Annotated in this window: 23 protein-coding genes; 8 read left to right on the top strand and 15 right to left on the bottom strand. The window is 68.5% G+C overall.

The window, feature by feature from the left end; all coding sequences use genetic code 11:
* Positions 1-2 precede the first annotated feature (2 nt).
* Positions 3-707 carry a glutamine amidotransferase gene (locus dqs_RS13245; RefSeq protein WP_065340782.1) on the bottom strand — a complete coding sequence of 235 codons (705 nt, stop codon included), beginning with the start codon at positions 705-707 and terminating at the stop codon, positions 3-5.
* Between the two features lie 179 nt (positions 708-886).
* Between dqs_RS13245 and dqs_RS13250 the strand changes: the two genes are divergently transcribed.
* Positions 887-1,309, top strand: a complete 423-nt coding sequence (locus tag dqs_RS13250; protein ID WP_011766259.1) for a hypothetical protein — start codon at positions 887-889, stop codon at positions 1,307-1,309.
* A 136-nt stretch (positions 1,310-1,445) separates the two neighbouring features.
* Positions 1,446-3,128 carry a flagellinolysin gene (locus dqs_RS13255; RefSeq protein WP_065340783.1) on the top strand — a complete coding sequence of 561 codons (1,683 nt, stop codon included), beginning with the start codon at positions 1,446-1,448 and terminating at the stop codon, positions 3,126-3,128.
* On the opposite strand, the gene dqs_RS13260 is transcribed toward dqs_RS13255, so the two are convergent.
* From dqs_RS13260 to dqs_RS13315, 12 genes are all read right to left on the bottom strand, one after another.
* Complete coding sequence (locus tag dqs_RS13260) at positions 3,125-4,078, bottom strand: AEC family transporter (protein ID WP_065340784.1); 954 nt, start codon at positions 4,076-4,078, stop codon at positions 3,125-3,127. The two genes, dqs_RS13255 and dqs_RS13260, sit on opposite strands and share 4 nt — an antisense overlap.
* 100 nt (positions 4,079-4,178) lie before the next feature.
* Complete coding sequence (locus tag dqs_RS13265) at positions 4,179-5,174, bottom strand: aldo/keto reductase (protein WP_065340785.1); 996 nt, start codon at positions 5,172-5,174, stop codon at positions 4,179-4,181.
* Between the two features lie 421 nt (positions 5,175-5,595).
* Positions 5,596-6,555 carry a Gfo/Idh/MocA family oxidoreductase gene (locus dqs_RS13270; protein ID WP_011766263.1) on the bottom strand — a complete coding sequence of 320 codons (960 nt, stop codon included), beginning with the start codon at positions 6,553-6,555 and terminating at the stop codon, positions 5,596-5,598.
* Positions 6,556-6,651: 96 nt separating this feature from the next.
* Positions 6,652-7,506, bottom strand: coding sequence for a class III extradiol dioxygenase subunit beta (locus dqs_RS13275; RefSeq protein ID WP_065340786.1), 855 nt, complete (start codon positions 7,504-7,506; stop codon positions 6,652-6,654).
* A gap of 2 nt (positions 7,507-7,508) precedes the next feature.
* Positions 7,509-7,949 carry a protocatechuate 4,5-dioxygenase subunit alpha gene (gene ligA / locus dqs_RS13280; RefSeq protein ID WP_011766265.1) on the bottom strand — a complete coding sequence of 147 codons (441 nt, stop codon included), beginning with the start codon at positions 7,947-7,949 and terminating at the stop codon, positions 7,509-7,511.
* 529 nt (positions 7,950-8,478) lie between these two features.
* Positions 8,479-9,393, bottom strand: a complete 915-nt coding sequence (locus dqs_RS13285) for an amidohydrolase family protein (RefSeq protein ID WP_065340787.1) — start codon at positions 9,391-9,393, stop codon at positions 8,479-8,481.
* A 40-nt stretch (positions 9,394-9,433) separates the two neighbouring features.
* Positions 9,434-10,369, bottom strand: coding sequence for a DUF1932 domain-containing protein (locus tag dqs_RS13290; protein WP_065340788.1), 936 nt, complete (start codon positions 10,367-10,369; stop codon positions 9,434-9,436).
* Positions 10,370-10,371: 2 nt separating this feature from the next.
* The gene (ligK, locus tag dqs_RS13295) at positions 10,372-11,061 is read right to left on the bottom strand and encodes a 4-carboxy-4-hydroxy-2-oxoadipate aldolase/oxaloacetate decarboxylase (RefSeq protein ID WP_065340789.1); all 690 of its coding nucleotides are present in this window, start codon (positions 11,059-11,061) and stop codon (positions 10,372-10,374) included.
* A gap of 18 nt (positions 11,062-11,079) precedes the next feature.
* Entirely contained in the window at positions 11,080-12,105 is a 1,026-nt protein-coding gene (locus tag dqs_RS13300; RefSeq protein WP_011766269.1) for an amidohydrolase family protein, read from the bottom strand.
* A gap of 44 nt (positions 12,106-12,149) precedes the next feature.
* Entirely contained in the window at positions 12,150-13,514 is a 1,365-nt protein-coding gene (locus tag dqs_RS13305) for an MFS transporter (RefSeq protein ID WP_065340790.1), read from the bottom strand.
* 118 nt (positions 13,515-13,632) lie between these two features.
* Positions 13,633-14,715: a 4-oxalomesaconate tautomerase gene (locus dqs_RS13310; protein ID WP_011766271.1), complete on the bottom strand. Its 1,083-nt coding sequence runs from the start codon at positions 14,713-14,715 to the stop codon at positions 13,633-13,635.
* Positions 14,716-14,836: 121 nt separating this feature from the next.
* Complete coding sequence (locus dqs_RS13315; protein WP_065340791.1) at positions 14,837-16,078, bottom strand: Bcr/CflA family efflux MFS transporter; 1,242 nt, start codon at positions 16,076-16,078, stop codon at positions 14,837-14,839.
* Between the two features lie 272 nt (positions 16,079-16,350).
* Here dqs_RS13315 and dqs_RS13320 point away from each other — a divergent pair, with 272 nt between their 5' ends.
* Together dqs_RS13320 and dqs_RS13325 are read left to right on the top strand one after the other, a co-directional pair.
* Complete coding sequence (locus dqs_RS13320; protein WP_065340792.1) at positions 16,351-17,247, top strand: LysR family transcriptional regulator; 897 nt, start codon at positions 16,351-16,353, stop codon at positions 17,245-17,247.
* 204 nt (positions 17,248-17,451) lie between these two features.
* Positions 17,452-19,104, top strand: a complete 1,653-nt coding sequence (locus tag dqs_RS13325) for a methyl-accepting chemotaxis protein (RefSeq protein WP_011766274.1) — start codon at positions 17,452-17,454, stop codon at positions 19,102-19,104.
* Positions 19,105-19,173: 69 nt separating this feature from the next.
* Here the strand turns inward: dqs_RS13325 and dqs_RS13330 are convergent, their stop codons facing one another.
* On the bottom strand, positions 19,174-20,055 hold the full coding sequence (locus dqs_RS13330; protein ID WP_011766275.1) for a Dyp-type peroxidase: 882 nt from the start codon (positions 20,053-20,055) through the stop codon (positions 19,174-19,176).
* 72 nt (positions 20,056-20,127) lie between these two features.
* Complete coding sequence (locus tag dqs_RS13335) at positions 20,128-21,030, bottom strand: tRNA nucleotidyltransferase/poly(A) polymerase-related protein (RefSeq protein ID WP_065340793.1); 903 nt, start codon at positions 21,028-21,030, stop codon at positions 20,128-20,130.
* A 161-nt stretch (positions 21,031-21,191) separates the two neighbouring features.
* On the opposite strand from dqs_RS13335, the gene dqs_RS13340 reads away from it, so the two are divergent.
* From dqs_RS13340 to dqs_RS13350, 4 genes are all read left to right on the top strand, one after another.
* Entirely contained in the window at positions 21,192-22,142 is a 951-nt protein-coding gene (locus dqs_RS13340; protein WP_065340794.1) for an AEC family transporter, read from the top strand.
* Between the two features lie 265 nt (positions 22,143-22,407).
* Positions 22,408-22,542 carry a hypothetical protein gene (locus tag dqs_RS21195; RefSeq protein WP_257737097.1) on the top strand — a complete coding sequence of 45 codons (135 nt, stop codon included), beginning with the start codon at positions 22,408-22,410 and terminating at the stop codon, positions 22,540-22,542.
* Between the two features lie 16 nt (positions 22,543-22,558).
* Complete coding sequence (locus dqs_RS13345) at positions 22,559-23,449, top strand: DMT family transporter (RefSeq protein ID WP_065340795.1); 891 nt, start codon at positions 22,559-22,561, stop codon at positions 23,447-23,449.
* 162 nt (positions 23,450-23,611) lie between these two features.
* Complete coding sequence (locus tag dqs_RS13350; protein WP_065340796.1) at positions 23,612-24,919, top strand: PilT/PilU family type 4a pilus ATPase; 1,308 nt, start codon at positions 23,612-23,614, stop codon at positions 24,917-24,919.
* Positions 24,920-24,989: the final 70 nt, after the last annotated feature.

Consider the following 24,989-nt stretch of genomic DNA (forward strand, 5'->3'; position numbering starts at 1 on the left):
GCTCAGCCGGCGGCACGCACGAGCCAGTCGCGCAGCAAGGTGCCCGCGGCGGTGGCGCAGGCCGCGCCGTAGCGTTCGGTGTCGGCCCGCAGCGCGGCCAGCGAAACCCGGGCGTGGGCAAGTTCGCAGGCGTGGCCGATCAGCCAGCGCTCGATGCCGGCAGGGTCGGCCTCGGGATGGAACTGCAAGGCCAGCACTGCCTCGCCAAGCTGGAAGGCCTGGTGCGGCGTGAGCGGCGTGGAGGCCAGCAGCGTGGCACCTTCGGGCAGATCGAAGGTGTCGCCGTGCCAGTGCAGCACCGCCACGCCGGGTGCGCCGAGTGGAGCCAGCACCGAGTCGCGCCCCGCCGCGCTCAGCGTCAGCGCGCTCCAGCCGATCTCCTTGGCCGGACCGGGATACACCCGCGCGCCGGCAGCGGCGGCGATCAGCTGGGCGCCGAGGCAGATGCCGAGCAGCGGCTTGCCGCTTGCCAGCCGGGCGCGGGCGAGTTCGATCTCGTCGGCGACGAAGGGATAGGCCTCGGTCTCATAGACCCCGATCGGGCCGCCGAGGATGACCAGCAGGTCGGCTTCAGCGGCTTCGGCCGCGCCGATGCGGTCGATGCCCGCCTGGCGATAGTCGATGTGGTAGCCGGCCTGATGCAGGACCGGTTCGAACACGCCGAGGTCTTCGAAGGCGACGTGGCGCAACGCGATGCATTTCTTCATGACGCGATTCTCCGCAAGCGAGGGAAGTGCGATGCCGGCGGCAAGTGCACCGCGGGTTGGATTGCCCGCGCGCCGGCGCTGTCCCGATCATGCCACCAGACTTGCCGGCGGGGCATTGACCGCGCGTCGACTTGTCGCCGAAACTGCCTCATCCCCCCCGTTTTACGCAGGATGTCCGCATGTCCACCGCCACCGATGACGCCCCGCCTTCGCCCCGCGAACTCGACCCGCTGATCGACGAACTGCGCGCGAGCATCGCCCATCATCTCGCCACCGGCAGCGCGCGCTCCGCTGACAACGGCCGCCGCGCGCTGGCACGCCTGGGCGCGCTGCTCGACAACGCCGGCCGCACCGCGGCCTGCGGCGGCGGCAACATCGAGCACCAGCCGGCGCTCGCCGACCTGCTCGGCCTGCTGTCGCGTCAGGCGATCGCGCCCTCCCACAGCGACGCCCGCCAGATCGCGCGCAGCCTGGAGGCGCTGAGCCACAGCGCGGACACCGGCATGGGTGCGGCGCTACGCAGCAGCATCGTCCGGCTCGCCGAGGAATGGCGCCTGCGCGAACGCCGCGCGGGCGACCTGGAAACCGGGCTGCGGGAGTAACCCGCGCAGCACACGCGCCAGCGCGTGGGCGGGCACCGGGCGGCCCGCGGAGTTGTAACCGAAGTGCTAAATATTCGCCGAGGGCGGCCGATATGAGGCTCGACGCAATCATGCGAGCCGAGTTTCCCCGCCTTCGATGCGAATCCAGACCAACACCGCCACGTTGTTCTCGCAGCGCCAGTTGACCCAGTCCTCGCAAGGGCTGGCGACCAGCCTGCAGCGGCTGTCGTCCGGCCTGCGCATCAATTCCGCCAAGGATGACGCCGCGGGGCTGGCGATCAGCGAGCGCATGACCGCGCAGATCAAGGGTCTGAACCAGGCGCGGCGCAACGCCAACGACAGCATCTCGCTGCTGATGACCGCCGAAGGCGCGATGGGCAGCGTGTCGGACGCGCTGCAGCGAGTGCGCGAACTCGCCGTGCAGGCGGCCAACGCCACCAACTCCGCCAGCGACAAGGCGGCGCTGCAGCAGGAGGTCAACCAGCTGCTGCAGGGCGTGGACCAGATCGGCACCCATACCCAATTCAACGGCCAGAAGCTGTTCTCGCAGGGCCGCAGCTCCATCGGCGGCGACCCCGACAAGCGTGCGGTGCTCGACAGCCTGCAGGACTGGGCCGGCGCCGCGACCGAACGCATCCGCGACTTCTACGGCCTGCAGGGCGACGGCGCCGACATGGACGTGAACCTGTACGAGGATGCCGCCGGCGGCGTGCTCGCCTCGGTGAGCTACGTGGGCGTGGATGGCCAGGGCCGCTCGCTCAACCTCACGCTCAACATCGACATGGCGGATTTCGTGCCGGCCAATCCGCCCAACGGCGGCTCGGCGCCGATGTACAACGACCGCATCATCACGCACGAGATGGTGCACGCGGTGATGGGCCGCACGATGAACTTCAGCTCGCTGCCGAGCTGGTTCAAGGAAGGCGCGGCGGAATACATCCACGGCGCGGACGAACGCGTGGCCGGCGACCTGCTCGGCGGCGGCACCTACGCCGCCAACCTGACTGCGGTGTCGGGCGCCTTCGCCGCGGACGACGTCTCCGGTTCGCCCGGCTATTCCGCCGGCTACCTGGCGATGCGTTTCATGGACCGCGGCATGGGCGTGAAGGCGGTGATGGCGCGGCTCGCGGCCGGCGACACGCTGGACCAGGCGATCAACAGCGCCAGCGGCGGCACCTATGCCAACGAAGCCGCCTTCAAGGCGGCGGTGAATTCCGCCTTCGCCAGCATCGACACCACCAGCCAGGCCAGTGTCAGCGCCTCGCTCAAGTCCGCCTTCGGCGTCGATCTGTCGAACAGCGATACCGGCGCAATCGGCGGTGCAGACGCCAATGGCGGCAACACCTACACCGCGGCCAGCATCGTCGCCGACAGCGGCAGCTTCTTCGGCTTCAACCTGAAAATGCCGGAAATCGGCGGCGGTGCCGGCCAGAACGAGTTCATCTTCCAGGTGGGTGCCAAGGGCGGCGAGGACATCACCGCGATGATCGGAGCGATGAACATCGGCGCGCTCGGTCTCGCCGGCACCGACCTCACCACCAGCCCGCAGAGCGCGATCCGCGCGGTGGACCGCGCACTCGACTATGTGAACCGGCAGCGCGCGCGCGTCGGCGCACTGCAGTCGCGCATGGAATCCACCATCTCGCGGCTCGAAAACGCGGCCGAGAACGCCAGCGCCTCGCGCTCGCGCATCCGCGACACCGACTTCGCCGCCGAAACCGCCAACCTCACCCGGCAGACCATCCTGCAGAACGCGGGCATTGCGATGACCACCCAGGCCAACGCCATCCCGCAGCTCGCGCTGCAACTGCTCGGCTAACCCGCCGCTATCGGCGCGCCTGCCCGCAGCACGCCCACCACCACGCTGAGGGTGACGAAGGAGGCAACCGTGGTCACCACCAGCGCCGCCGAGCACATCCCATCCTGGCCGTACTTCTGGCCGATGATCGGATAGACCGTCGCCATCGGCGCGCTGGCGAACAGCACCCCGGCCATCTGCAGCACCGGATCGACCGGCGGCAGCAGCCAGAACATTGTCAGCACCGCCAGCGGATGCAGTACCAGCTTGCCGGCGGCGATCAGGCCGAGGTCGGCCACCATGCCGCCCACCTTCTGGCCGACCAGCGCGCCGCCGATCACGAACAGGGCCACCGGCGCCGACGCCAGCGCCAGCATGTCGATCGCCTTCGCCAGCATCAGCGGCGGGCGCAGCCCGAGGAGGGAGGCACCGAAGCCGGCGAGGATGGCGAGCACGATCGGGTTCTTCAGCAGCCGCGCGAAGGTCTGCGCCACCACCCGGCCGAGCTTGGCACCGTTGTCGCCGCTGCTTTCCGCCAGCGCGATCACCAGTGGCAGCAGGATCAGGTTCTCGACGATCAGCGCCAGCGCAAGCCCCACCGCCGCCACCTGGCCGAAAAGCTGCAGCGCCACCGGAAAGCCGATGAAGGCGCTGTTGGACATCGCCATTCCCATGCCGACGATGGCGGCCTTGGGCATGGGCTGGCGGCGCAGCACCCGCATCACCATCACGCCAACGCCGAAGGCGGCGAGCGATCCGATGGCGTAGGCGGCGAGATGGGTCGGGTTCATCACCTCGCCGAAGCTGCGCTGCGACAGCGCCTTGAACAGCACCGCCGGCAGCGCGATGTTGATGACGAAGGCGCCGAGCGCGCGCGTATCCGCCTTGGCGAACAGCCCGCTGCGCACCGCGGCAAAGCCGATTGCGATGACGATGAAGATCGGCCCGGTGATGGCCAGGATGTCGAGCACGACACGCTCCTCGAAAAACAGGCCGCGCCCCGCCCGAAGGCGCGGCGCGGCCCGGAAGCGGCGGCCTGCGCAGTGCGCAGCGCCGCCGCGCGGAAGGAAATCAGAATTCCTCGGTGTCGATCTCGGTCTGCGTCGCAGCGTTGTAGCGCGGGCCGGCAACGGTGGCCTGGTTGATCAGCGCCTCCACCTGCTCGATCAGCCCGGCGCTCAGGCGGACTTCGGCGGCGGCGAGGTTCTCTTCCAGGTGGGCGATGCGGGTGGTACCCGGGATCGGCAGGATGTGCCCGCCCTTGGCCAGCAGCCATGCCAGCGCGAGCTGCGCCGGTGTGCAGCCGGCTTCCGCCGCCAGCGCCTTGTAGCCCTCGAGCAGGCGCAGGTTGGCGATGAAGTTGTCGCCCTGGAAGCGCGGCATCGCGCGGCGGATGTCCTTGGCGTCGAACGCGGCGACGTCGGCCGGCGACGACAGCGCCGCGGCCAGGAAGCCGCGCCCCACCGGGCTGAAGGCAACGAAGCTCACCCCCAGTTCGCGGCAGGCATCGAGCGCCGCGATCTCGGCGTTACGGGTCCACAGCGAATATTCGGTCTGCAGCGCGGCAATCGGGTGCACCGCGTGGGCGCGGCGCAGGGTGTCGGCGGACACTTCCGAGAGGCCGATCGCGCGGATCTTGCCTTCGCGCACCAGGTCGGCGAGCGCGCCCACGCTGTCCTCCACCGGCACCTGCTTGTCCCAGCGGTGCAGATAGTAGAGGTCGATGACGTCGGTGTGCAGGCGGGCGAGCGCCTCTTCGCAGGTGCGCTTGAGGGTTTCGGGGCGGCCGTCGATGACGCGCTTGCCATCCACGCCAGTCATGCCGCACTTGCTCGCCAGCGTGAAGCGCGAGCGATACGGGGAGAGCACGCGGCCGACGAGGGTTTCGTTGGCGCCGAAGCCGTACAGCGCGGCGGTATCGAAATGGGTGACGCCAAGATCGAGCGCCCGCAGCAACACCGCCTCCGCCTGCTCGGGTGACGGCGGGACGCCATAGGCGTGCGAGAGATTCATGCAGCCCAGGCCGATGGCGCCGACCTGGAAGGGGCCGAGAGTGCGGTGGTGCATGGGGGCTCCTGTTATGGACATTCGAACAACAATCAATGTGCCGCAGAGGCTATCGCTGCTGAGCCTTGGCCCCCGCATGCAATCCACATTACAACCACGTCAGTTAGAAGGTCCCTTCCCCTTCAAGGGGAAGGATAGGATGGGGATGGGGTTGGGTTGAGCGCCAAACTGCCTTTAGTGTCGCGCTAACCCCATCCCCACCCCAGCCCTCCCCTTGAAGGGGAGGGAGCAGGTCCGGCCAGCCCGGGAGCCGGTGCCAAGAGCCACCGTCCGTTCGGTCGACGGCACGAAGTGCTTGCCGAAACCCCTGCCGCACCCCGTGAAGGGCCAGAAGCAACGACTCCAGCCCGCGACCCTTCCCACAAAAAAGGAAAGACGACGCCGCCCCGAGAGGAGGGAGGGCGGCGTCGTCCGCAGCGGCTCAACCCGCGTTGAGCTGCTGTTCCAGATCGTGCAGCACCTTGTAGCAGGCGAACACCGAGGCCACGCTGGAGTTCGGCTCGCGGCCTTCGCGGATGGCGGCGAAGAATTCGCGGTCCTGCAGTTCGATGCCGTTCATCGAGACGTCGACCTTGCTGACGTCGATCTTCTCTTCCTTGCCGTTCACCAGATCGTCGTAGCGCGCGATGTAGGTGCCGGTGTCGCCGATGTAGCGGAAGAAGGTGCCGAGGGGGCCGTCGTTGTTGAAGGACAGGCTCAGCGTGCAGATCGCGCCGTTGGCGGCCTTCAGCTGGATGCTCATGTCCATCGCGATGCCCAGGGTCGGATGGATGGGGCCCTGGATGGCGTTGGCCTTCACGATCGGGCTGCCGGCCTGGTAGGCGAACAGGTCCACGGTGTGGGCGGCGTGGTGCCACAGCAGGTGGTCGGTCCAGCTGCGCGGCTGGCCGAGCGCGTTCATGTTGGTGCGGCGGAAGAAGTAGGTCTGCACGTCCATCTGCTGGACGTTGAACTCGCCGGCTTCGATCTTCTTGTGCACCCACTGGTGGCTGGGGTTGAAGCGGCGGGTGTGGCCGACCATCGCCACCAGCCCGGTTTCCTTCTGCAGGCGGGCGACTTCCTCGCCGTCGGAGAGCTTGTCGCACAGCGGGATTTCGACCTGCACGTGCTTGCCGGCCTTCATGCACTGGATGGCCTGGGCAGCGTGCATCTGGGTCGGGGTGCACAGGATCACCGCGTCGACTTCCGGCAGCGCGAGGCTGTCGGCGAGGTCGGTGGTGACGTGGCCGATGCCGTACTTGTCGGCCACTTCCTTCGTCTTTTCCAGGTCGCGGCTGATCAGCGACACCACTTCCACGCCGTCGATGTTCTTGATGCCGTCCAGGTGCTTGATGCCGAAAGCGCCGGCGCCGGCCAGCGCAACCTTGATCGTCTTGCTCATTGAATACCCCCGTTTGTCATGTGTGCGAAGCAGCCCCTGTTGCGGGGCATCGCCTGCGCCGGAGCGACCTCGTCGATTCCGGCCAGGCCGGAACGCCTAGTTGTTTTCCAGGATCAGGTGACCGACCGCGGTATTGGACGCCGGCACGTGGAAGAAGCGGTGCTTCACCGTGGGCGCCGGGCCGCCAGCCACGTCGCTCATCGCGCCGCGCGCGATCAGCCACATCACCAGTTCGATGCCCTCTGAGCCGGCTTCGCGCACGTAGTCGATGTGCGGCATCTGCGCGAGGTCGGCGGGGTCGGCGATCAGGCGGTCGAGGAAGCGGTTGTCCCACTCGGCATTGATCAGCCCGGCGCGCGCGCCCTGCAGCTGGTGGCTCATGCCGCCCGTGCCCCAGATCTGCACCTTGAGGTCGTCGTCATACGATTCCACCGCCTTGCGGATCGCCTGCCCGAGCTGGAAGCAGCGGCGGCCGGACGGCACCGGGTACTGCACCACATTCACCGCGAACGGAATCACCGGGCACGGCCAGGCCTGGGGTTCGCCGCACATCAACGACAGCGGCACCGTCAGGCCGTGGTCGACGTCCATCTTGTTGACGATGGTGAGGTCGAAATCCTGCTGGATCACGCTCTGCGCGATGTGCGAGGCGAGTTCCGGATGGCCGATGACCTTGGGCACCGGACGCGGGCCCCAGCCTTCATCCGCCGGGGTGAATTCCGCCGCGGTGCCGATCGCGAACGTGGGGATGAAATCCAGGCTGAAGGCGGTGGCGTGGTCGTTGTAGACCAGGAAGATCACGTCGGGCGTGTTCTCCTTCATCCACTGCTTGGAGTACTCGTAACCAGCGAACAGCGGCTGCCAGTAAGCCTCGCCGGTCTTCTTGAGGTCGATCGCGGCGCCGATGGCGGGCACGTGCGAGGTATAGACGGATGCGGTGATCTTGGCCATGTTCAGTCCTTGTGCTTGCCGGCGGCGCCTTGCGGCTGGCGGTGGGCCTGGGCGTCGCCATCCTCGCCGAGGTAGCGGTTGCCTTCTGGGCTGCGACCGCCCTTGATCATCATGTCGCGGTATTCGGCTTCGGTCATGCCGGTCATGCTGCCGGCCATCTGCTGGAAGCTCAGGCCGTCGGTGGCGCCGATCTTGGCGAGGAAGTAGATGTTGCCGCCGGTGCGCATGCACCAGTTGAGGTCGCGGGCGAGCACCGCCTGCTTCTGTTCCTCGGTCATCGGCCATTCGTCGAGATAGGCACGCTCGTCCGCCTTGAAGCGGGCGCGGTTCTCGGCCTTCATCAGCGACATGCAGAACTGGTTGAGCCAGTAGCCTTTGCGGGACTGGTCGGCATCGAAAATGATCGTGCCGGGGATGTCCTTGTACGGTTTGTCGAGAGCCATGTTGGTTCTCCTCCTTTTCTTTCGTTGAAGGCGGTCCTTTCTGTTCAGAACCGGCGCTGCTCAACGGTTTGTGCGACTAAATCGCGGCGGGCGGCTAGGTGTCTTTCCCCTCCCCCTTCAAGGGGGAGGCTGGGAGGGGGATGGGGTATCGTTCAGCGCCACCACACAACCCCATCCCCACCCCAACCCTCCCCTTGAAGGGGAGGGAGCAAATCAGGCCAACCCGGTAGCCCTCGCTTCGCTCCGTCGTTCGACAGGCGGCAAGCAGTGCTTGCCGAAACCCCTGTCTCACCCCTCGAAGGGGACGGAGCAACTCCACTCAACTCTCGGCCTCTGCTTCTCTGTACTTCCAGCCCATCAAACGCCCGGCGTGGCACTCAGAGCCGTGACGGTGGGGGTGTTCCTGGAGCCGGCGAGGACTGTCCGAGCGAGCGCAGTGAGCGAGTTCCGCAGCCGGACGGAAGGAACACCCCCGGCGGCGCGGCTCGCCCCCGAGCCGATCAAGCGCCCCAACAGCCAGACAACAAACTCAAACCTCTTCCGGCCAATACAGCCGCATCGGGTTATGCACCAGCAGCTTCTGCTGCAGTTCCGCCGTGACAGCGATATGCGGAATGAAGTCCACCAGCAGGCCGTCGTCCGGCATGTGGTCCTTCAGGTTCGGATGCGGCCAGTCGGTGCCCCACAGCACGCGATCGGGGAATTCCTCGACGATGCGCTTTGCGAACGGCACCACGTCGCGATAGGCGGCCTGCTCACCGTTGAGCGCCTTCGGGCCGGTCACCGACAGGCGTTCCGGGCAGCTCACCTTGGACCAGACGTTGGGATTGTCCCGCATGAACTTCACGAACAGCTCGAACTCCGGGCCATCCACCGGCTTGGACACATCCGGGCGGCCCATGTGGTCAACCACCACCGTGGTCGGCAGCGCGGTGAAGAAATCCCACAGCTCGGGCAGATCCACCGCCTCGAAATAGATCACCACATGCCAGCCCAGCGGCGCGATGCGGTTGGCGATTTCCAGCAGCTCGTCCTTGGGGGTGAAATCCACCAAGCGCTTGACGAAGTTGAAACGCACGCCGCGCACGCCGGCGGCGTGCAGGTCCTGCAGTTCCTGGTCGGTGATCGTGCGGCGCACCGTCGCCACCCCGCGCGCCTTGCCACCCGAAGCCTTGCAGGCATCGACCATCGCCCGGTTGTCGGCGCCGTGGCAGGTGGCCTGCACGATCACGTTGCGGGCGAAGCCGAGGTGGTCGCGCAGCGCGAAGAGTTGCACCTTGCTCGCATCGCACGGGGTGTACTTGCGCTCCGGCGCGTACGGAAACTCCGCACCCGGGCCGAACACGTGGCAGTGCGCATCGACCGCGCCGGCCGGCAGCTTGAAGCGGGGCCTGGAGGGGCCGGCGTACCAGTCGAGCCAGCCGGGCGTCTTCTCAAATTCCATGTCTTTGTCCTTGCAGGTGTGAATGTCGCGGCCCGTGGGCTCACGCCTTGTTATTCGATTCGACGCCGGCCAGGATGCGGTCGGCCTCGGTACGCCAGTCGGCGCTGCGGGCAAAGCCCTTGCTGCCACGCGCGCCGAACACGCCGGCGTCGGCGAGGTCCGCCACCCAGGCCTGGCGCTCGGCGGTGCCGGTGGCGGACCACGGCGTGAGGCCGGCCTCGCGCACCGTCTGCGCCACTTCGCGCACTTCCTCGGCGCGGCGGCGGCCGTGCTCGATCACGCGCTGGAAGAAGTAGCTGGCCTGCTTTTCCCAGTCGATGCCGGGAAAGGTCTCCTGCAGCGAGGCCACCACCGCGTCCTCCACGCCATAGGCGCGCGCCGCGGTGAAACTCTCGATCACCATCGCTTCCAGACCCTTGATCATCACGCTGCGGCACATCTTGGTGGCCGAGGCCACGCCCAGCCGGTCCGACGCCACGCGGGCGGAAAAGCCTAGTTCGCTCAACGCCGGCGCCAGCGCGACCGCGCTCGGGCCGCCGAGCAGCAGCGGCACGCGGATGCGGTACGGCGGCACCGAGGTCATCACCGCGCCTTCGACGTAATGCCCCCCTGCCCCGTCGATCAACCCGGCGGCGCGAATCTTGGCGCCCGGCGAGGCCGAGTTGAAATCGAGGAAGAAGCTGCCCTGGCGCATCGCCGGCGCGCACGCCGCGGCCACCGGCACCGCCTGGCTGGCAGTCACGGCGGAAACGATCAGGTCCGCCTCGGCGGCCAGTTCGGCATGCGACCCAGCCAGCGCCACACCCTGCTTTGCAGCGTGCTCGCGCAGCGGCGCAGCCTGCGGGCCGTCCAGCTTGAGATCGTAGGCGAGCACCCGCAGCCCCTGATCGCGCAGATCCTCCGCGAGGATGCGGCCGACCTCGCCGTAACCGACGAGGCCGGTGCGCCACAGCATGGGATTGGCGGGCGCGGCCATGATCAGTCGATGTACTTGAGGCCGGCCTTGGCCAGCGGCTCGCGCAGCGAGTACATGTCCAGGCCCAGTTCGCCGGCGGCGAAGCGGGCGCGCTTGGCGGCCTCGTTGGCTTCGCGCGCTTCGGCGGCGTCGGCCACCTTGGCGGCGACCTCACGCGGCACCACCACCACGCCGTCGTCGTCGGCCACCACCACGTCACCCGGGTTGACCACCGCGCCGGCGCACACCACCGGCACATTCACCGAACCCAGCGTGGCACGCACGCAGCCCTTGGCGCTGATGGCGCGCGAGAACACCGGGAACTGCATCGCGGTGAGGTCCTTGACGTCGCGCACGCCGGCGTCGGAGATCAGGCCGCGGGCGCCGCGGGCGCGGTAGGACGTCGCCAGCAGATCGCCGAACATGCCGTCGGTACTGTCGGCGGTGCAGGCCACCACGGCCACGTCGCCGTCCTGCAGCTGCTCGGCGGCGACGTGCAGCATCCAGTTGTCGCCCGGCTGGGCGAGGATGGTGACCGCGGTGCCGCACACATAGGCACCCTGGTAGATCGGGCGGATGTAGGGCTTCATCAGCCCGGCGCGACCCATCGCCTCGTGGATGGTGGCGACGCCGAACTTGGAGAGGCGCTCGACGGTGGCCTTGTCGGTGCGCTCGATGTTGCGCTTGACGATGCCGAGGTTGTTCACGGACATGGTGTGTTCTCCTGAGGCTTACAGGCCCTTGGCCTTGAGGGCGGCATCCAGGCGCGGATAGACGCGGCGGGCATTGCCTTCGTAGATCTTGTAGCGGTCTTCGGCGCTGATCGCGGCAGCCTCGATGTAGCGCTTGGTGTCGTCGTAGTAGTGGCCGGTCTCGGGGTCGATGCCGCGCACGGCACCGATCATCTCGGAGGCGAACAGCACGTTCTCCACCGGGATCACCTTGGTCAGCAGGTCAATGCCCGGCTGGTGATACACGCAGGTGTCGAAGAAGATGTTGTTCAGCAGGTGATCCTTCAGCAGCGGCTTCTTGAGTTCCTGCGCCAGGCCGCGGAAACGGCCCCAGTGGTAGGGCACCGCGCCGCCGCCGTGCGGGATCACGAACTTCAGCGTCGGGAAGTCCTTGAACAGGTCGGAGGTGAGGCACTGCATGAAGGCGGTGGTGTCCGCGTTCAGGTAGTGCGCGCCGGTGGTGTGGAAGCAGCCGTTGCAGCTGGTCGACACGTGCACCATCGCCGGGATGTCGTACTCGACCATCTTTTCGTAGATCGGGTACCACTGGCGGTCGGACAGCGGCGGGCTGGTCCAGTGGCCGCCGGACGGGTCCGGGTTGAGGTTGATGCCGACGAAGCCGAATTCCTTGATGCACTTCTCCAGCTCGGGGATGCAGGTTGCCGGATCGACGCCGGGCGACTGCGGCAGCATGGCCGCGCCGATGAAGTTGTCCGGGAACAGCTGCGACACGCGGTAGCACAGCTCGTTGCAGATCGCGGCCCAGGTGGAGCTGATGTTGAAGTCGCCGATGTGGTGCGCCATGAAGCTCGCGCGCGGCGAGAAGATGGTGAGGTCCGAACCGCGTTCCTTCATCAGGCGCAGCTGGTTGGTCTCGATGGTCTCGCGCAGCTCGTCGTCGGAAATCTTCAGGTCCGACACCTTGGGCATCACGGCCGGATCCTTGATGCCGGCGATCTGCTTGTTGCGCCATTCTTCCAGCGCCTTGGGCGCGGTGGTGTAGTGGCCGTGGCAATCGATGATCATGTTCTGGTCCTTTATCGAATGGGCGTGGATGCGGGCATGGCGCTTCAGTGGGCGTGCGCTTCGGCGCGGGTCGCCCCGGCTTCGTCCGGCGTTTCGGGGTGGGAGGACTGCTTGACCAGCAGCGCGATCGCGGCGATCGCCCCGGGCAGCGCGACCACCATGAAGATCTGGTCGAAGGCGAGCTGGCGGCGGGACAATTCGGCCACCAGGAAGGAGCCGGCGATGCCGCCGAAGCGGCCGATGCCGAGCATCCAGGCCACGCCCGTGGCGCGCCCCGCGGTGGGATAGAAGCCGGCGGCGAGCGCGGGCATCGACGACTGCGCGGTGTTCATGATGGTGCCGGCGACGAACACCAGCACCACCAGCGCACCCACATTGCCGGCGACCTGGCCGATCGCGTAGATCGACACCGCGGTGAAGGCATAGCCGACGGCGATGATGAAGTTGCCGTTGAAGCGGTCCATCAGCCAGCCGAAAAACACCGCGCCCACGCCGCCGAGCGGGAACAGCGCGGAGATCAGCGTGGCGTGCTGCGGTTCGAGGCCTGCGTCCTTGAACAGGATCGGCATCCAGTTGATCAGCGCGTAGAAGATCACCAGCCCCATGAAGTAGGCCAGCCACAGCATCAGCGAGCCGACGCGGTACTCGCGCGAGAACACCACGCCCAGGCCGCGGCGCCCGTTGGCCGCGGGACGGGTTTCGCTCATCACGAAGCTACCGGCCTGCGCCGCGGTGGCGGAGATGCGGCTCAGCACCGCGCGGATGCGTTCGGCCGGATAGGCGCGCGCCACCATGTAGCGCACCGATTCCGGCAGCACCAGCACCAGCAGCAGCACCAGCACCAGCGGCGCGATGCCGCCCAGCATCAGCACGCTGCGCCAGCCGAAGTGGGGAATCATCCACGAGGCGAGGAAGCCGCCGAAGGCGGCGCCGAGCGGAAAGCCGCAGAACATCGCGTTGGTCAGCATCGCGCGGCGCTGGTCCGGGCAGTATTCGCTCATCAGCGTCACCGCGTTGGGCATCGCGGCACCCAGGCCGAGCCCGGTGACGAAGCGCATCGCGGTCAGCATCGTCAGGTCGGCCGCAAAAGCCGACGCAAGGCAGGCGACGCCGAACAGCAGCACCGAGCCCACCAGCACTTCCTTGCGCCCGAAGCGGTCCGCCAGCGGCCCGGCGGACAGCGCGCCGCCGGCCAGGCCGAACAGCGCGGCGCTCAGCACCGGCGCCAGTGCCGGGCGCGAGACGCCCCATTCATTGATCAGCGACGGCGCGATGTAACCGATGGCGGCGGTATCGAAACCATCGAGCAGAACGATGACGAAGCACAGCGCGAACACCGACCACTGGAAGCGCGAGAAGGGATGCTGGTTGATGAAAGCCTGCACATCGACAGGCCGCTGCTGATTCATTACGCGTCTCCGAAAGCGTGATGGGTGAAGGGCGCTCTTCGGCGCCTCGCAGGCCCGCCGCGGCGGCGGACCCCTCGGGCTTGGGTGTGGATCGAATTCGTGCGGCGGGTGCGCTCCGTCAGTCCGGCCAGACCGCCGCCGGCACCATCACCTCGCCGCGCATGATCAGGCGGGCGGTGCGCAGCAGCGCGGCGCGCGTCACGTTTTGCGGGTCGGCCGGGTCGAGTTCCAGCTCCACCGAGAATTCGCCGGTGGGATGTTCCACCGACACGGTCTTGACGTTGCCGGCCGGCACCTGCGCGATGCCCTCGGTGACCGCGCCCTTGAGCACGCAGGCGGTGGCCACGGTGACCGCGGCGAGCACGCCGATCGCGTCGTGGCACACATGCGGGATGAAGCTGCGCGTGGCCAAGCTGCCGCCGTGCTGCGGCGGCGCCACCAGGGTCATCTTGGGATAGTTCTTCGCCGTCACGTCGCCCAGCCCCATGGCGTGACCGCAGGCGATGCGCAAGCGCTCGATGCGGGCCTTGAGTTCGGTGTCGGCGTTCAGCTCGGCCACGCTCTCGTAGCCGCTGCGGCCCACGTCCGCGGCCTTGAAGATCACCAGCGGCATGCCGTTGTCGATGCAGGTGACTTCGACGCCGTCGATCACGTCGCGCACCTTGCCCGTGGGCAGCAGGCCGGAGCACACCGAGCCGGCGGTATCGAGGAAGTTGATCGTGACCGGCGCCGAGCTGCCCGGCACGCCGTCGATGCGGGCATCGCCCTCGTAGCTCACCACCCCGCCGGGCGTGTGCACGGTGATGTCGCACTGCATGTCGGTGTTAAGCGTCAGCACGCGGAAGGTGGAGGTCTCGCCCTGCGCCTTCACCATGCCGGTTTCCAGCGCGAAGGGCACCACCGCGGCGAGCATGTTGCCGCAGTTGGGCGTGGTATCCACGGTGTCCTTGTCCGGCTGCAGCTGCGCGAACAGGAAGTCGAGATCGACGCCCGGCTGGCTGCCCGGCCGCACGATGCCGACCTTGCTGGTAAGCGGGTGGGCGCCGCCCAGCCCGTCGATCTGGCGCCGGTCCGGCGACCCCATCACCGCGAGCAGGACACGATCACGCGTCGGCACATCGGCGGGCAGGTCCGATTCCTTGAAGAAGGGACCGCGCGAGGTGCCGCCGCGCATGAAGAGAGTGGGAACAGGCTTTTGCATGAGCGCATTCTCACGATGCCGCCCTCCCCACAATAGAAGGCAAACGCTCTAGCAGCTATCTCGGTTTGCGATAACCGCACCCCAGCTATTCACCGATACGTAGTCCGAAAGACAGAGCGGCCTAGCGCGGCGTGTCCGCCGTGCCCCCGTCCGCCGCGGTTTCGCGCGCGGTAGCCGCGGCGCCCGCGTCGATCGCGCGCGGCACCAGCACCCACGCCACCGCCGCGATCGCGACGCTCCAGAAGCCCAGCCCGTGGGTGAGCGGCCACACCCCCTCGCCCATGTGGCTGCCCAGCCACAGCCCCATCGCAAAGGTGGTCACCATCATCAGGAAACCGCTCAGCGCGGAGGCCGCCCCGGCTGCGCGCGGAAACGGCGCCACCGCGCCGCTCTGCCCGCAGGGTTGGTGGATGCCGTGCCCCAGCATGTAGATCAGGAAGGGCAGCAGGATGCTCCACACCTCGCGCAGCCCGAGCAGCGCCAGCCCGGCGACCAGGCCACCGCCGCTCAGCGTCAGCAAACCGCCCACCGCCACCGTGCGGCGCAGCCCCAGACGGCCGAGCAGGCGGCGGCACAGGAAAGTGCCGCTGATGTAGGCGATCGAGGTCGTCAGCATCACCGCACCGTAGCCGATGCGGCTGAGCCCCAGCACCTTGATGAACACGAAGGACGACGAGGCCAGGAAGGTGAACAGGCCCGCGTACGAAAACGCCGACAGCAGCCCGAACGCCCGGAACGCCGGATGGGCGAGGATGCCGGCCCAGGTGCGCAGCAACGTGCGCGGATGCAGCGCCTGGGGGTTGCGCGCCGGCAAGGGTTCGACGAAGCGCGTGGCGACCAGCGCCAGCGTCCCCGCGCCCACCAGCGCCAGCGACAGCAGCGTGGCGCGCCAGCCGAGGAATTCGGCAATGATGCCGCCGACCGGGGCGCTGAGGCAGGCGAGCACGCCCAGCCCGGTCTGCCCCTTGCTCATCACCCGCGGCCCCAGTTCGGGCGAATAGAGGTCGCGCACCATGGCGCGCGCGCACATCACCGCCGCGCCCATCGCCGCGCCCTGCACCACCCGCCACGCGATCAGCGCCTCCATCGAGCCGGCGGCGCTGCTGCCCACCGCGGCCACGGTATAGGCGACGAGCCCGGCCAGCAGCACCGGACGGCGGCCGTAGCGGTCGGACAGCGGCCCCCACACCAGCTGCGAGGCACCGAACGCCAGCAACAGCGCGGCCAGCGTGAACTGCGCCTGCTGCAGCGGCGCGCCGAAGGCTTCGGTGATCGCCGGCAGCGCCGGCAGGTAGAGGTCGGTGGTCAGCGGCTGGATGCCCAGCAGCAGCGACAGCAGCGCGACGACGAGAGCGGGATTCATGATGGGGATGGAATACGTTGTAGTCGTTATCGAAGGCCGCGTGCGATCGGTCGGCGCGGCGGGGCCCTATGCTGCCGGAAAAGCGGCGCCGGATGCGAGCCGGCGTACGCGGGCCGCGGCCGAAGCCGCGCCGCGGATGACAACGGCACGCGCGAGGGAATCCGTCCCCATCATGGGGCAGGCCCCCGCTGCCGACCGCCTGCCGGCGCGATATCAGCTATGCCGCTTTGCGATAGCTGACCCGCCGGACGGCTGCGCGCTACACTGGCCGCATGGACCTGAAGCAACTCGAATACTTCGTGCGCGTGGCCGAACTCGGCAGCTTCACGCGTGCCTCGATCGCGCTCGACATCGCCCAGCCGGCGCTGTCGCGCCAGGTGCGGCTGCTGGAAGTGGAGCTGCACCAGAACCTGCTGGTGCGCAACGGCCGCGGCGTCACGCTCACCGAGGCGGGCAAGGTGCTGCTGGAGCACAGCCGCGGCGTGCTGCACCAGATCGAGCGCATCCGCGAGGAGCTGGAGCGGGTGCGCGGCACGCCGTCGGGCCGGGTCGCGGTGGGCTTGCCGCCCAGCCTGTCGCGCGTGCTGACGGTGCCGGTGACGCGCGAATTCCGCGCGCGCATGCCCGGCGCCACGCTGTCGATCACCGAAGGGCTGTCGGTGACCATGCGCGAGGCGCTGATGAACGGCCGGCTCGACATCGCCCTGCTCTACAACGCCGTGCCCTCCACCGACATCGACCTGTTCCCGCTGCTCGACGAACCGCTGTTCCTCGTCCAGCGCGCCGATCACGGCAGCACCGCGCCCATCCCGCTGCGCGAACTCGCGGACCATCCGCTGGTGATCCCGAGCCGCCCCAATGCGCTGCGCATGCTGGTGGAAACCGAACTCGCCAACCTCGGCTGCCGGCCGCGGATCGCGATCGAGATCGACGGCGTGGCGCCGATCCTCGGCCTGGTGGCCGATGGCCTGGGCAGCGCGGTGCTGTCGATGAACGCGGTCGCCACCTCGGCCAAGGCGGCCGAATTCGTCGTGCGTCCCTTCATCGAGCCCGGGCTGCAGTCCAGGCTGTCGATGGCGGCCAGCTCGCGCCGGCCGACCACCGGCACCCAGCAGGCCATGCTCGAACTGCTGCGCGAAATCGCCCCCCGCCTGATCACGCCGGCATGATCGCCGCCATGCGGGCGGAATGCCGCAGATGTCACGGCGGCCCTCAAGAAATCGCAAAACCATTCCGCTAAAGCAGCCGTCGCCCCTGTCGGGGCCGCGAAACTCTGTGGTAAAAACCCGAGCGGCCGACGGCATCGCACGCTGCCGGACCCCATACAAAATCACAAAAGCCGCCGCCCGCGCGGGCGGTTGGAGGAGAACGCGATGAAGCACACAGGCACCGCCACGCGCGGCGGCAATCTATCCGTACGCACCCTGCTCTACCTCGCCATCGGCATGCAGATCGTGCTGGCACTGGTGATCGGACTACTCGGCGTGCGCGGCATGTATTCCACGCTGAACGGGCTGGACAACGTCTACACCGCGCGCGTGATCCCGCTGCGCGATCTGAAGGTGATTTCCGACGAATACGCGGTGGCGGTGGTCAACGCCACCCAGAAGGTGCGCGACGGCACGGTGACGCCGGAAGACGGCGCCGCCGCGATGGAAGGCGCGCAGAAGCTGATCGCGGAGAAGTGGAAGACCTACCGCAGCGGCCAGCTCTCGGCGCGCGAGCGCGAGCTGGCCGACGCCGCCGAACCGCTGATGGCGAAGGGCAACGAGCTGATCGCCACGCTGGTGGACCGGCTCAAGCTCGGCGCCCTGTCCGAGGTGCACGCCACCGCCGAACGCCTGCTCTACCCCACGATGGACCCGATCACCGCGGCGATCCGCGAGCTGATCGAGTTGCAGCTCGACCTCGCGCGGCAGGGCTACGAAGCCGAACAGAGCGGCTTCAACCAGGCGGTGCTGGTGATGCTGGCCTTCATCGTCGGCGCCGCCGCGCTGTCGGGCGTGGGCGGCTTCGTGTTCGCGCGCAACTTCCTGATGCGCCCGCTGGACGACGCCCGCCGCTTCGCCAACGACATCGCCGCGGGCAATCTCGGCACCAGCATCCAGATCCATCGCGATGACGAGATCGGCAGCCTCGCCGCCGCCCTGCAGAAGATGCAGCAGGAACTGCGCAGCATGGTGCGGATGATCCAGGACAACGCCGAGCGCATCGCTGCCGCAAGCGAGAACCTGGCCGGCAACACCGGCGAAATCTCGCGCGCCACCGAGCAGCAGTCGAGCGCCGCGGAGGCGATCGCGGCGGCAATCGAGCAGATGACGACCTCGATCAACCATGTGTCGGCCTTCACCGCGGATGCGCGCGGCATCGCCACCGAATCCGGCAACACCTCGCGCGCCGGCGCCGAGGTGATCCAGCGCGTGGTGCACGACATCGAGCGCGTCGCGCAGTCGGTGGATCAATCCGCCGCAGCGATCCGCACGCTGGGCCAGCGCTCCAAGGAGATCGCCTCGGTGGTCACCGTGATCAAGGAAGTGGCGGACCAGACCAACCTGCTCGCGCTCAACGCGGCAATCGAGGCCGCGCGCGCCGGCGAACAGGGCCGCGGCTTCGCGGTGGTGGCGGACGAGGTGCGCAAGCTCGCCGAACGCACCGCCGCCTCCACCGAGGACATCGCGCGCATCGTCGGCCTGATCACCTCCGGCACCGACTCCGCGGTGCGGGCGATGGACGAACAGGTGGCCGGGGTGCAGGCCAGCGTCACGCTGGCGGCCGAGGCGGGCGAAGCGATCGGACGCATCAAGTCCTCGTCGGAACAGGTGGTGTCCACGGTCAGCGACGTTTCCGCCGCGCTTGCCGAGCAATCGACCACCAGTACCGAGATTGCCCGCGGCATCGAGGACATCGCCCAGATGAGCGGCCGCAACAGCCAGTCCGCGCGCGAAGTGGCGGGCGCGACGCGCGAACTCGCCGGGCTTTCGCAGGAACTGCGCAACACCGTGCAGCGCTTCCGCATCGCCGGCTGAAACCGGCGGTCGCGCAAAAAGCAACGGCCCCCGCGGGCAACTCGCGGGGGCCGTTTCGTTTGCCGTGGATCAGCGGCCGATCAGGCGCAGGTCGAGCCGGCCCTCGCGCAGCGGCGGGCACCAGTAGTAGCCGCCGGTGGTGGGCTTGCTGAAGCCGAACAGCGCATCGGCGATGCCGTCGTCCAGCCCCGCCATGCGCCGCATCTGGACCTCGTAGGCGTCCAGCGAGCGGCCGAAGGCGACGAACAGCAGGCCGGCGGCGCCGCCTTCGGCCCACGGCATCGAGCGGCGCAGCACGAAGGCCTCGGGATCGAAGCTCTCCTGCGCGGTGCGCTTGACGTGGGCCGAAGGCGGCGCGTCGTCCAGTTCCTCGTTGTCGCTCTTGCGCCGGCCCATCACATGGTCCTGCGCCGCGGGCGGCAGCGCGGCGAAACGATCGAGGTCGTGCGTCCAGTGCTGCACGGCGACGAAGCTGGAGCCGTCCTCGCCCGCCGCGGCGCCGGTCACGAAGGCGGCCGCCACGGCGTCCTCACCCTGCGGGTTTTCGGTGCCGTCCTCGTAGCCGGTCAGGTCGCGCCCGGTGTCATAGACGAAGGTGTCGGTGGCCAGTTCGAGCCGCAGCGCCGGTGCCACTGCCGCCTGCAGCGCGCGGGCGCGATGCAGCAATTCGCCGCGATCGCTGCCGCGCAGCCAGCACCACAGCGCGTGCTGGGTGGAGGGCACATCCACGCCCGCGCCGGACAAGGCCGGGAAGGTGCGCAGCGCGGCGACGCGGCCGTCGAGCGCATGCACCAGCGATTCACCCAGCCCCGCCACGCTGCGGTCGCCATCGACCAGCGGCAGCAGCGCATCGAGCGCCGCGGGCAGGCCCTGCGGCTCCGCAATTGAAAAGAACAGGTGACGTGCGAGCGGCGGCAGCGGCGCAAGGATGCCGGACTGGAAAGGGTTCATGGCAGCTCCGTGGTTCTCGTGGTTCTGGAAAACGTGATCTTACTAGCGGCGTGCGTCTGGCTGGCGCGCCGCTCAGGCCGCATCGGCCCAGCGCTCGGACCGCAGCGCCGCCGCCACCGCCAGTGCGCGGGCTTCGAGCAGCGCGGCGGCGAACTCCGCCTCGTCCTCGTGTTCGTCGGCCAGCTCGCCTTCATCCACCGCCAGGCAGGCGCGCAGCGCCACGCGCAGCATCGGCGCTTTCGGATACACCAGCGACGCGCGGCCGGGGAAGGCGCGGAAGTCGCAGGTACACAAGGTGAGCAGTTGTTCGAAGCGCGCCGGGCGGTCAAAGGCATCCACCCGCTCCAGCATCGCGGCGATCGAGCCGGCGCGCATTTCGGCCGCGCGATGCACGCGCTCGCATTCGGCGATCGCCAGCAGCGCAAGATCGAGAAATTCCGCCGCAACGCCGAACCGGGCGCAGATCGCTTCGATGCGCGGGCAGCCGCGCTCGACGTGCTTGTAGTGCGCGGGCAGGTGCTCGCGCGGCGAATCTGCCTTGCCGACGTTGAACACCAGCGCCGCGAAGCGCACCGCCAGCGGCGCGTTGCAGCGCGCGGCCTCGTCGACGACGCGCAGGATGTGGTCGCCGATGTCGACCTCGGCCGGGTCGTCCGCGCTTTGCGGCACGCCGAACAGGGCATCGACTTCGGGCAGCAGCACCGCCAGCGCGCCGCAGTCTCGCAGCGCGCGCAGCATGCGCGAGGGCGCCGCCGCGAGCAGGCCGCGCTCCAGTTCGGGCCACGCAGCGGCCGGGGCCAGGGTGGCAAGCGCGCCGGCCGCCACCTGGGCCCGCATCATCTCCACGGTTTCGGGGTCGACCTCGCCATCCGGCCCGGCGGCCATCGCGGCGATGCGCAGCACATTGAGTGCGGGGTTGGCCAGCACGGCGCCCAGGGTGGCCGACAACAGGCCGCGGGAAGGATCGGTGCTCATCGCGAACTCGAGGGGCGAAAAACCATGATGGTAGCGCGTGATTGCGCCGCAGCAAGCCCCGCGGCGGCGGTTAGTGCGGATTGTCGCCCCCGCGGCGCCGGGCGTAGAGTGGCGGCCCTTCGTCGCGCCGCCGGGCGCGAGCCACTGCCACACGGCCCGCCATGTCTGCATTCCTCGATGTCCTCGCCTTCTCGTTCTCGGTGACCGGGCCGATCTTCGTCATCCTCGCGCTGGGCGTATGGCTGCTGCGCATCGGCATGGTGAACGACGCCTTCATCGAGGTCGGCTCGCGCGTGGTGTTCAACTTCGCGCTGCCCTCGCTGCTGTTCCTCAGCATCGCCCGCACCCGCATCGAGGACACCACCAACCCCGGCCTGATCGCCTACGGCGTGGGCGCCACCGTGCTGTCGTGGCTGGCGCTGGAGTGGCTCGCGGCGCGCACCGTGCATCCGGCCGAGGACCGCGGCGTGGTCGTGCAGGGCGCGTTCCGCTCCAATCTCGGCATCATCGGGCTGGCCTACTGCGTCAATGCCTACGGCCAGGCCGGACTCGCGACCGCGTCGCTGTATGTGGGCATCGTCACCATCGTGTTCAACGTGCTGTCGGTCATCACGCTCAGCCGTTCGCTGCACAAGAGCAGCAGTCCGGCGCGCATGCTGCGCGGCATCGCCACCAATCCGCTGATCATCGGCATCGTGCTGGCGCTGCCGGTTTCCGCCAACGGCATCCAGTTGCCGCGGGTGCTGCTGCAGTCCGGCCAGTACCTTGCCGACCTCACGCTGCCGCTGGCGCTGCTGTGCACCGGCGCCTCGCTCAATTTCCGCAGCCTGCGCGCCGACTTCCGCAACACCGCCTTTGCCGTGGTGGGCAAGCAGGTGGCGATTCCGCTGCTGTTTGCGGCCGGCGGCATCGCCTTCGGCTTTCGCGGCATCGAACTGGGCGTGATGCTGCTGCTCGCCTCCGCGCCCACTGCCGCGGCCAGCTATGTGATGGCGCGCGCGATGGGCGGCAACGCGGCGCTAGCCGCCAACATCGTCGCGCTCACCACGCTCGCCTCGCTGCTGACCACCAGCCTGGCGATCACCGCGCTGCGCGCGCTGCAGCTCATCTAGCACGCCGCGACGCGCGTTGATGCGGACGTCTTGACCCGCCTTCCGGCGCGCGCCTACACTCGGTCCATGTTTTCCGCCGTCCTATCCCGAACGAATGCCACCTGCCGCCGTCGCGCCCTGCGCGTATGGCGAATTCGTCATGGATTCGGGGCTGGAAACAGCGCGTCGCGGGTGAGTTGAAGCACCACCACCAGGACGCCGCGCAAGGGCCGCGAATCCGCACAGGATCGCGGCCTTTTTCATTTCACCCACCCAGGAGCACGCCATGAACATCCGAACCCTGCCCGCCTTTGGCGCCATCGCCGCCGTTGCCGCATTCCGTACCGCCCCGACGATCCGCCCGGTGTGGCGCCCCGGCACCGACCACAGCCAGCCGCCCTCCCCGCCACCGCAACCCTGATCCCGCAGGAGTCGTCATGCCGCTCGTTCTCGCCTATCTCACCGTCATCCTCATCTGGTCCACCACCCCGCTCGCCATCCAGTGGAGTTCCATTGGCGGCGGTTTCTCCTTCGCCGTGCTCGCGCGCATGCTGATCGGCCTGCTGGTTTCGCTGACCATTCTCGCGGTGGCACGCATCGGTTTTCCGCTCCATGCCCGCGCCCGCCGCAGCTATCTCGCCAGCGGGCTTGGAACCTTCGGCGCCATGTTCCTCACCTACTGGGGCGCCCAGTACCTGCATTCCGGGCTGATCTCCGTGCTGTTCGGCCTCACCCCGCTGATGACCGGCATCCTCGCCGCGCTGTGGCTGGGCGAACAGTCGCTGGGCGCCGGCAAGATCGCGGGCATCGTGCTCGGCGTCGCCGGACTCGGCGTGATCTTCGCGCCCGGCGACGGCGCCACGCACGGCACCGCGTTGCCCGGCCTCGCCGCGCTGCTTGGCGCGGTGCTGATCTACTCCGCCAGCATGGTGTGGGTGAAGCGCATCGGCGACGACAGCCCGCCGCTCGCCACCACCGCCGGCTCGCTCGCGGTGGCGGTGCCGCTGTTTGCACTCACCTGGGCGCTGGGCGAAGGCCCGCCGCTGTCGGCGGTGGCACCGCAGGCCTGGCTGGCGATCGTCTATCTGGGCGTGGTCGGCTCGGTGCTCGGCTTCGCGCTCTACTACTACCTGATCAAGCACCTGGAAGCCGCCAAGGTGGCGCTGATCACGCTGATCACGCCGGTGATGGCGCTGCTGATGGGCCACGCGCTGAACAACGAGGCGATCGACGCGCGTGTATGGTGGGGCGCCGGCGTCATCATGCTCGGCCTTGCGCTGCATCAATGGACCGCGGTGGCGCCGCTGCTGCTGCGGGCCCGCCGCTGAGCGGGCGCGGGGCGGTCCGCCGCCGCCCCGCCTGCGCCACCGCGCGTTCGTCGCCGCGGCGGCGGACCGCGCGGGGGGCGCTGCTACACTCGGCCGCAATCCCGATTGCCTAAGCCGGATGGATGCGCCCGCCGCGCCGCCGCGCTCCACAAGGACGCCCCCATGACCGCCCTCACCGAAGAACAGGCCCGTACCTACATGCACAAGCTGCTGGCTGCGATGAGCAACGCCGGCGGATCGGACCTCTTCATCTCGCACGACTTCCCGCCCAGCATGAAGTCGCACGGCAGCATGCAGCCGATGACCAACCAGAAGCTCACCGGCGAACTCACCCGCTCGCTGGCGTATTCGCTGATGAACGCGGCGCAGCGCGAGGAATTCGAGCGCGAGATGGAATGCAACTTCGCGATCAGCGTGCCGGGGCTGTCGCGCTTCCGCGTGAACGTGTTCGTGCAGCAGACCTATGTGGGCATGGTCATCCGCACCATCGCGGCGGAAATCCCCAACTTCGAGAAGCTGTGCCTGCCCGAGGTGCTGAAGGAAGTCATCATGAACAAGCGCGGGCTGGTGCTGGTGGTGGGCGGCACCGGCTCGGGCAAGTCGACCACGCTGGCGGCGATGATCGACTACCGCAACAGCCATTCGGCCGGGCACATCATCACCATCGAAGACCCGGTGGAGTACGTGCACAAGTCGAAGAAGTCGCTGATCACCCACCGCGAGGTCGGCGTCGACACCCACAGCTGGCACCACGCGCTGAAGAACACCCTGCGCCAGGCGCCCGACGTGATCCTGATCGGCGAGATCCGCGACGCCGAAACCATGGAACACGCGATCGCCTTCGCCGAGACCGGCCACCTCTGCCTGGGCACGCTGCACGCCAACAACGCCAACCAGACCATCGACCGCATCATCAACTTCTTCCCGGAAGAGCGGCGCAACCAGCTGCTGATGGACCTCTCCTCCAACCTGCGCAGCATCATCTCGCAGCGCCTGGTGAAGACCGAGGACGGCAAGGGCCGGCGCGCCGCGATCGAGATCCTGCTCAACACCTCGACCATCGCCGAGCGCATCTTCAAGGGCCAGTACAACGACATCAAGGCGATCATGGAGAAGTCGCGCGAGCTGGGCATGCGCACCTTCGACTGGGCGCTGTTCGAGCTGTACAACGAAGGCCACATCTCCTACGAGGAAGCGATCCGCAATGCGGACTCGGTGAACGAGCTGCGCCTCGCGATCAAGCTCAAGAGCCAGCGCGGCGAACCGGGCACCGCCTCCGGCATGGAACTGAGCTTCGACCAGGCGCCGACCCCGGAAGAGCTGGAGGCGATGCGCGAAGAGGAGCAGAAGAACCAGGAAATCCACCGCCAGGAATTCCAGCAGAAGGAACAGCAGAAGCCCCGCCTGGAACTGGAGCCGGAACCGGAGAAAACCCCGCCGGCCGCCACGGCCGAACTCAAGCTGGAATGACGGCCGCGCGGCGAGGCCGCGCTTTTGGCGTCGCCGTGGCGCAGCGCACGCGGCCTTGGCGGGCGTTCGC

It is taken from the genome of Azoarcus olearius (genome assembly GCF_001682385.1).
Classification (GTDB): Bacteria; Pseudomonadota; Gammaproteobacteria; order Burkholderiales; family Rhodocyclaceae; genus Azoarcus; species Azoarcus olearius.